Annotated in this window: 5 protein-coding genes and 1 pseudogene; 2 read left to right on the top strand and 4 right to left on the bottom strand. The window is 71.6% G+C overall.

What is annotated here, in order from left to right:
* Positions 1 to 177: 177 nt before the first annotated feature.
* From ACIPAE_RS39270 to ACIPAE_RS39255, 4 genes and pseudogenes are all read right to left on the bottom strand, one after another.
* A complete protein-coding gene (locus tag ACIPAE_RS39270) occupies positions 178 to 909 on the bottom strand; it encodes a hypothetical protein (RefSeq protein ID WP_366414436.1) in 732 nt (243 codons plus the stop codon).
* Between the two features lie 87 nt (positions 910 to 996).
* On the bottom strand, positions 997 to 2,814 hold the full coding sequence (locus ACIPAE_RS39265) for an RICIN domain-containing protein (RefSeq protein WP_402452178.1): 1,818 nt from the start codon (positions 2,812 to 2,814) through the stop codon (positions 997 to 999).
* A 408-nt stretch (positions 2,815 to 3,222) separates the two neighbouring features.
* The gene (locus tag ACIPAE_RS39260; RefSeq protein WP_402452175.1) at positions 3,223 to 3,429 is read right to left on the bottom strand and encodes a hypothetical protein; all 207 of its coding nucleotides are present in this window, start codon (positions 3,427 to 3,429) and stop codon (positions 3,223 to 3,225) included.
* An 18-nt stretch (positions 3,430 to 3,447) separates the two neighbouring features.
* Positions 3,448 to 4,152, bottom strand: a pseudogene (locus ACIPAE_RS39255) (AAA family ATPase); the annotation flags it as partial.
* Positions 4,153 to 4,686: 534 nt separating this feature from the next.
* Between ACIPAE_RS39255 and ACIPAE_RS39250 the strand changes: the two are divergent.
* Complete coding sequence (locus ACIPAE_RS39250) at positions 4,687 to 7,041, top strand: FdhF/YdeP family oxidoreductase (protein ID WP_402452172.1); 2,355 nt, start codon at positions 4,687 to 4,689, stop codon at positions 7,039 to 7,041.
* Positions 7,038 to 7,391 (top strand): hypothetical protein, encoded by a 354-nt coding sequence (locus tag ACIPAE_RS39245; protein ID WP_329372296.1) that lies wholly within the window; start codon positions 7,038 to 7,040, stop codon positions 7,389 to 7,391. The genes ACIPAE_RS39250 and ACIPAE_RS39245 overlap by 4 nt, the downstream gene beginning before the upstream one ends.
* Positions 7,392 to 7,471 lie beyond the last annotated feature (80 nt).

Below are 7,471 nucleotides of genomic sequence, written 5' to 3'. Positions count from 1 at the left end.
CGGAAGATCCGCTTCCCGCGTGCGACGGTGAGGGAATGCCCGACGCCGACCCGCCCCCGTAGCGGCGCTCCCCCGCCGCACCCCGCGTGACGCCCCCCCCCCCCCCCCCACCCCCCGGGGCGGGCGCGCCCCCCCCCCCCCCCCCCCCCGCCACAGGGCTTTTCCGGAACCGCTCGGCTACGAGACGAAGCCGCGGGTGATGTGCGTGCCGGAGCCGTCGTCGGCGGCCTGGTAGCCGGACTCCCCGACGCAGTCGCTGTACTCGTAGTCGGCCCTGGACGTGCCGCCCAGACCGCCCGCGTCGGTGGTGGTCGGACCACCGAACACGGCGTCGGTCCTGGGCATCTGCGCGCAGCTGGGAATGCCCGCGTAGTACTCGACGAACCCGCCCTGGGAGCCTTGCAGGTTCCCGCTGCCGGCCGGCAGGGTGTACGAGCCGATGTGCGTGGACACGCCGGTGACCGTGTCGGTGGCGGTCCCGGTCCAGGTGTCGGAGCCGGACTTGACCACCTTGAGCGCGTACTGGTGGCCGTACACCCCGTCGAACTCGACGGCGCAGCTGACACCCGCGCCGCCGTCGGCTCCGTCGCTGCAGTTCGGGTCCGACGTGGTGGTGCCGGCGTTGAAGCTGGAGAAGACGCCGTGCAGCCGCTCGTGGCCGCCGCTGTCGGCACGCGGCTGAAGGCCGGTGTAGCCGACGTCGGGGGCGTTGGTGAAGCCGAACTGCTGCGCGAAGTACGTGCCGGACTGGTGGGCGGTCGCGGGGTTGACCGTGAACGGGAAGGTGATGTTGGTCAGCCCGGACGCGGGGGTGCCCGGGATCGACCAGCTCACCGCCACGTTGCCGCCGCCGACCGAGGCCGACGCCATCTGCGGTACCGCCATCACCATCGCTGCCGCGGCGCCCACTAAGGCGCACCGGCGAAGAGTCGTCGCTGTCGATGCCATGTCTGTTCCCCTTGTCTGGGTGGGGGGTGGGGTGGGTGTGCTGGTGTGCTACCGGCGGGCCGCGGTCAGCGTGAGGGTCTGCTCCGCGGCACTCCGGTGACCGCCGACGGCGCTACCGGTGTGGTCGGTCCAACTGCGGGCCGGGGTGGTCTCGGTGCCGCGCCGGGGGTCGGCGGACAGTCCGAGCACCAGGCCGCTGTACCGGTTGACCAGCCGGAAGGTGCCGGTCTTCGCCCCGTGGGCGGACGTGCCGGGGATGACGAACCACTGCTGCCCGACGGTGGGTCCGCCGGCGCCGAGCGGGGTAACGGTCGGCTTGGTCCCCCAGGCGCGGGTGGCCGTGGAGGTGGTGGGGACGCCGAGCGCCTGGCCGGTGGCGGCGTTGGTGATCCGGTAGGAGCCGTCGCCGTTCGCGGTGAACTTCCATGCCTGCGCGGCCGATCGGGCCGCGGCGGGCCGGGCGGTGGCGGCGTGCGCGCCGCGGGACTGGGTGAGCACCCTCCCCGCGCCGCTCGCGATCGTGTAGGACCGGTCCGAGACGACCGGGGCCGCGGCGGACCTGGCCGCGTCGATCGTCACGTCGGCGTACTGCCCGTCGGAGCCGTCCGCGCAGGCGATGGAGCAGTATGCGCGGAAGGTCTTGCCGACGATGGTGGAGCTGGTCTTGTTGGCGCCGTCCAGCATCCAGCGGTACCACGACGCGGTGGTGTACCCGCCGGTGTCGCCGAGCAGGGTCCACTTCTGCGTGGCCAGGTCGGCGGTGGCGTAGAACTGCTGGGGCGCGTTCCCGCTCTGGTCGACCGCCTGCGGCTCGCCGATGTAGAGGCCGAGGTAGGCGTCGTAGGAGACGTCCATCACGAACAGCGGTGAGGTGGGCGGCGCGGTGCCGGCCGCGACCTGCTGCTCGACGGTTCCGGGGGTGGCCGGGTCGTACTCCGCCGACGGGGCCGTGTAGCCGGTGTCACCGGGCGAGTCGACCGGCACGATGTTGCTTTCCTTGCCGCCCGTGCCGGGCTGCGACCAGGAGCCGTCGTACCACTTCTGCCAGGAGTCGGGCGCCATCTTCGCCGAGATCGGGGCGCGGGCCACGTGCTCGTAGAAGGCCTTCCAGCTGCCGTTCTTGTCCACCGCGCGGGAGCCGTAGTAGACGTAGAAGTACCCCGAGGCGGTGTCGACGAACAGCCGCTGGTCACCGTCGCCGTAGTAGTAGCTCTGCTGCGGGAACGCCGTGCTGTCGCCGCGGGTGGTGCTGTACGGCGAGGTCAGCGCGTGGCCCTTGATGGTCCACGTCCTGCCCTGGTCGGTGGACTCCGCGTAGTCGATCGCGTCGTAGTGGATGCCGTCGCCGAAGGGCTGCGGGGTGAACTCGTTGTGCACCAGCCCGTACCAGTTGCCGGTGTCCGGGTCGACCCATGTGCCCACCAGGTCGCAGAAGTTGCGCTGGGTGTAGCCGGAGCCGGCCGGGGCGTTGGTGGCCGTCTTGCCGGTGGGGCTGTTGTCACAGCGCCAGGTGGTGTCGTTGTTGCGGTCCTGCGGGTTGGCCGGGTTCACCGCGTCGCTGATCGCGCTGGAGCGGGTCGCGGTCTCCAGGTTCGTGCCGGTGAAGAAGTCCCAGTACCGCGGCCCGGTCGGGCCGTACTCGCCGTCGGACTGCTGGAAGTAGTAGGTGCCGTCCTTGTCGATGTACGAACTGGCCGGGGTGTCGGTGGGGTAGGCGAAGGTGCCCTTCGACCCGACGGAGACCGTGTAGCCGGTGGTGGCCGCCGGAGCCGCCGTCGCGGTCGAGGCGGCTGACGCGCCGGCGCCGACCACGGCCATGGCCGCGGCCAGCAGCGCCACGGCCAGTCTTTTTCGGGGGTGTGCCATGCCAGTCCTTCGTCTCGGGGGGTGGGCCGTCGGGCGGGCCTGGACGGCCGCGCGCGGACGGCGGGCGTGCGCGAAGTTGCCCGGAACCCTAGTCCGTTGGCATCGATAACACTAGAGCTGCCGCCCCACGAGTACACAGAAGTTACGGCCCCACGGCCTGCGCTCCCCCGCGATCGGCTTGCCGCTCACCGGAGTTGGCGACGTTCCCCCACGTTCGCCGCCGGTCGGCGGGCGCGCACGGGGAAGCGGCACCGGCGCCCACGCTCGGCCGACGACCGCGCCCGGCAACGCGATTGGCATCGATAACACCCGAGCGTGCGACCGCGGGCACGGCCGGTGGCCCGGCGCGCTGGTGGGCGCGCCGGGCCACCGAGGCCGCCGGGGCGGCCGATGCTCCGCTCGATCCGGTCAGCCGGAACCGGGCTCCCCGGGCTCCTCGGACTCCTCCGGCCGCGTGCGGGCGGCGCCGGGGTCGGTGGGCAGGCCCACCTCCCGCCGGTCCTCCTCGGTCTGCTCCTGGAGTTCCGCCTCGTCGGGCCGTTCGGGCATGCCGCGCCCGTGTCCGGTCTCCGGGTTTCCCTCGACGGCCTTGTTCGACTTGTGGTGATGCGCCATGGTGGCCTCGCCCCGCTCTCAGGATGCGTTGTCGTCCGCGGTACCGTCGCCGGCGTCGGCCGGCTTCGGGCGGACCGTGCAGTGCAGCGAGTTGTCCTCGACGTCGGCGACGATGGTGTCGCCCGGGTCCGCCTCGCCGCCGAGCAGCAGGGACGCGATCCGGTTGTCGGGTTCCGCCTGGATCGTGCGCCGCAGCGGGCGGGCGCCGAACTCCGGCTGGTGCCCGTGCGCGACCAGGGGTTTCTTCGCGCTCTCCGTGACCTCCGGCGTCATGCCCTGCGCGCGCACGCGGTGCTTGCTCAGGTCCAGCGGATGGTCCTCGACCCGCGCCAGGTCGTCCTCGGTGAGGCTGCGGAAGAGGATGATGTCGTCGATGCGGTTGAGGGACTCGGGCAGGAAGCGCCCCCGCGGGTCCGCCATCAACTCGTCCTTGATCTCGGCCACGTCACCCTGGTGGGCGATGATCCGCTGGGCGCCGATGCCGGACGTCATGATGACCACGCAGTGCCGGAAGTCGACCGTGCGGCCCTGGGAGTCGGTCAGCCGCCCGTCGTCGAGGATCTGCGGCAGCGTGTTGAAGACGTCGCGGTGCGCCTTCTCCACCTCGTCGAAGAGCACCACGCTGTACGGCTGGCGGCGCGTCTTCCCGGTGAGCCGGCCCGCCTCCTCGTAGCCGACGTATCCGGGCGGGGCGCCGACCAACTGCGCGGCGTCGTCCTCCTCGGCCCTGCGCGCGGCCGAGTTGATCGGTTCGTGGGCGGACTCGCTCAGCAGCCTCCCGATCGGGACCCGCCGCACCGCCGGGGGCGACGAGCCAGGCGACATCCCGACGAAGCGGTTCAGCAGATCGCTGAAGGGATCGGACGAGCCGAATCCCGGACCGGGCGACATCGACATGGCTACTCCTCCGACGGAGGGACACTCTCACTGAAACGCGATACCCGGCCGCTCGCAAGCCGGGCGGAATGCGGGACCCGCCCCCTGCCGTATGGCGTAGGGAAAATGCCTGACGCCGAAGGGAATTACGCCGTGCCCAATCCATTCGGCGTAAGTAAGGAATTCCCCTACACCCGATCGGCGCTGCCCGCAAACGCGGGAAGCGGATACGCTCGGCGCTCGCGTGGCGGGTCACCTGGCGTGGACGGCCGCCCCGGCATAGCTTCGTGCAATGCGCCGGGAACCGGCCGCGCCCGGCACGCGTCCGTGCCGCGCCCGGCGAGGATCTGCGACGCCCGCGACGGCGGAAGGATGCCAGCCATGAGCCCCGTGAGCCCCTCTGACAAAGCCGGCGCGGGCGGCGAGGACCACCAGCCGGAACCCCGGGTGGGGGCCGCGCCCGAGGACCCGCCGACGTTCCGCCCCTACCACCACCCGGCCGCCGGCTGGGGCGCGGCCCGCAGCGTCAGCCGCGTCCTGATGCGCGATCGGGAACTGGTGGACGGCCCGCGCGCGATCATGCGGATGAACCACGAGAACGGCGGCTTCGACTGTCCCGGCTGCGCCTGGCCCGACGACATCAAGGGCCTGCACCTGGACATCTGCGAGAACGGCATCAAGCACGTCACCTGGGAGATGACCCGCAAGCGGGTGGGCCGCGAGTTCTTCGCCGCGCACTCGGTGACGGAGCTGTCGCGGTGGAGCGACTTCGCGCTGGAGGACCAGGGCCGGCTGACCGAGCCGATGGTCTACGACGCCGCGTCGGACCACTACGTCCCGATCCGCTGGAAGGACGCCTTCGAGCTGTTCGGCCGCACCGTGCGGGAGTTGGACGACCCGAACCAGGCCGCGTACTACACCTCGGGCCGGCTCGGCAACGAGGCCACCTTCCTCTACCAGTTGATGGCCCGCGAGCTGGGCACCAACAACCTGCCGGACTGCTCCAACATGTGCCACGAGGCCAGCGGCCGCGCGCTGCAGGCCGCGCTGGGCACCGGCAAGGGAACCGCGGACCTGAAGGACTGGGAGGCCGCGGACGCGCTGTTCATCATGGGCGTCAACGCCGCCTCCAACGCGCCCCGGATGCTCACCGCCCTCGCCGACGCCTACCGCCGAGGCGCGCAGATCGTGCACATCAACCCCCTGGTGGAGGGGGCGGCCACGCGCACCATCGTGCCGCACGAGTTCACGGACATGGCCCTGATGAAGTCCACCCGGACCAGCACCCTGAACCTCCAGCCGCGGATCGGCGGCGACATGGCGCTGCTGCGCGGCATGGCCAAGGCGGTGTTCGCCCACTCCGGGTCCGACCCCAAGGCGCTGGACTCGGAGTTCATCGACCGCCACACCACCGGCTTCGAGGAGTACCGGGCGCTGTGCGAGGCGACCCCCTGGGCGCAGATCGAGGAGCAGTGCGGCCTGTCGCGCGCCGACATCCTCAAGGCGGCCCAGGTCTACCGTGACGCCGACCGCAGCATCTTCAGCTGGTGCCTCGGCGTCACCCAGCACGAACACGGCGTGGACACCGTCCGGGAGATCGTCAACCTCCTCCTGCTGCGCGGGAACCTGGGGCGGGAGGGCGCCGGGCCCTCGCCCGTGCGCGGGCACAGCAACGTGCAGGGCAACCGGACCTGCGGCATCGACCACCGCCCCACCGACGTGTTCCTGGACCGCCTCGCCGCGGCCTGCGGCATCCAGCCGCCCCGCGCGCACGGCCTGGACACCGTCCGCACCATCGAGGCGATGCACCGCGGCGACGTCAAGGTCTTCGTCGGCATGGGCGGCAACTTCGCCATGGCCGCGCCCGACACCCCGTACACCTTCGCGGGGTTGCGCGGCTGCGACCTCACCGTCCAGGTCAGCACCAAGCTGAACCGCAGCCACCTGGTGCACGGCCGCCAGGCGCTGATCCTGCCGTGCCTGGGCCGTACCGAGAAGGACCACCAGGCCGGCGGCGTGCAGAGCACGTCGGTCGAGGACTCGATGAGCATGGTGCACCTGTCGGTCGGCATGAAACGCCCCGCGTCGCCGCACCTGCTCTCCGAGCCCGCCATCGTCGCCGGCCTGGCCCGTGCCGCCCTGCCGGACAGCGCCACCGCGTGGGAGTGGTACGTCGAGGACTACGACCGGGTGCGCGACACCATGGCCCAGGTCCTCGACGGCTTCGAGGACTTCAACCGCCGAGTGCGGCTGCCGCTGGGCTTCCGGATCAAGCAGCCCGCCCGGGAGCTGGTCTTCCTCACCGAGTCCGGGCGCGCGGAGTTCTCGGCCGCGCCGCTGCCCGACGTCCGGCCCGCGCCCGGCACCCTGGTGCTGGGCACCCTGCGCTCCCACGACCAGTGGAACACCACGATCTACTCCGACGACGACCGCTACCGGGGTATCAGGAACCTGCGCACGCTGGTCTTCATGAACCGGGACGACATGCGCGAGCGCGGCCTCGCCGAGTTCGACCCGGTCGACATCGTCAGCACCGCCAAGGACGGCACCACCCGCCGCCTCGACGGCTACCTGGCCATCCCGTACGACATCCCGCGCGGCTGCGCGGCGGGCTACATGCCCGAGATGAACGTCCTGTGCGCGATCGGTGACCACAGCACCCAGAGCGACCAGCCGATCATGAAGCACCTCAAGGTCACCATCGACCGCCACGCGCGAACGGAGGCCGCACGATGACCGATCCGGTCTGGAAGAACGACCCGGAGGAGCACGACTTCCCGGCGGCCGTCGACTTCCTCGAACTGCTCGTCACGCCCGCGCAGGCCCAGGAGGCCGTGCGGCGGCTCCAAGCGGCCACCACCACCTCCAGGAAGGCGAAGGACATCCTGCGCGCCTCGGGCCTGGAGCTGCTGCCGGCGGTGAACCCGCATGTCGCGCACGACATGAAGAAGGCGGTCACCGGCGAGAAGCTGTCGCCGGTACTGCTGATCCGCGGGCAGCCGCTGGTGATCGCCGACGGCTACCATCGGGTCTGCGCCATCCACTACCTCTCGGAGGACCTCGAAGTCCCCTGCCGCCTGGTCTGAGCGCCTGGGCAACGGGACTTCGCGGGTGCGGATGCCCGGCCCGGAGTCCTGGCGCGCGCGTTGCCGGGGGGACCGCGAGG

The sequence above is a fragment of the Streptomyces sp. NPDC087270 genome (assembly GCF_044744625.1).
Classification (GTDB): Bacteria; Actinomycetota; Actinomycetes; order Streptomycetales; family Streptomycetaceae; genus Actinacidiphila.
The sequence above is the reverse complement of the archived record's forward strand: the minus strand, read 5'-3'. Positions and strand labels throughout refer to the sequence as shown.

Coding starts and splice junctions, on each gene's coding strand:
- ACIPAE_RS39265 (WP_402452178.1), bottom strand. CDS start 2,814: ATGGCACACCCCCGAAAAAGACTGGCCGTGGCGCTGCTGGCCGCGGCC.
- ACIPAE_RS39260 (WP_402452175.1), bottom strand. CDS start 3,429: ATGGCGCATCACCACAAGTCGAACAAGGCCGTCGAGGGAAACCCGGAG.
- ACIPAE_RS39250 (WP_402452172.1), top strand. CDS start 4,687: ATGAGCCCCGTGAGCCCCTCTGACAAAGCCGGCGCGGGCGGCGAGGAC.
- ACIPAE_RS39245 (WP_329372296.1), top strand. CDS start 7,038: ATGACCGATCCGGTCTGGAAGAACGACCCGGAGGAGCACGACTTCCCG.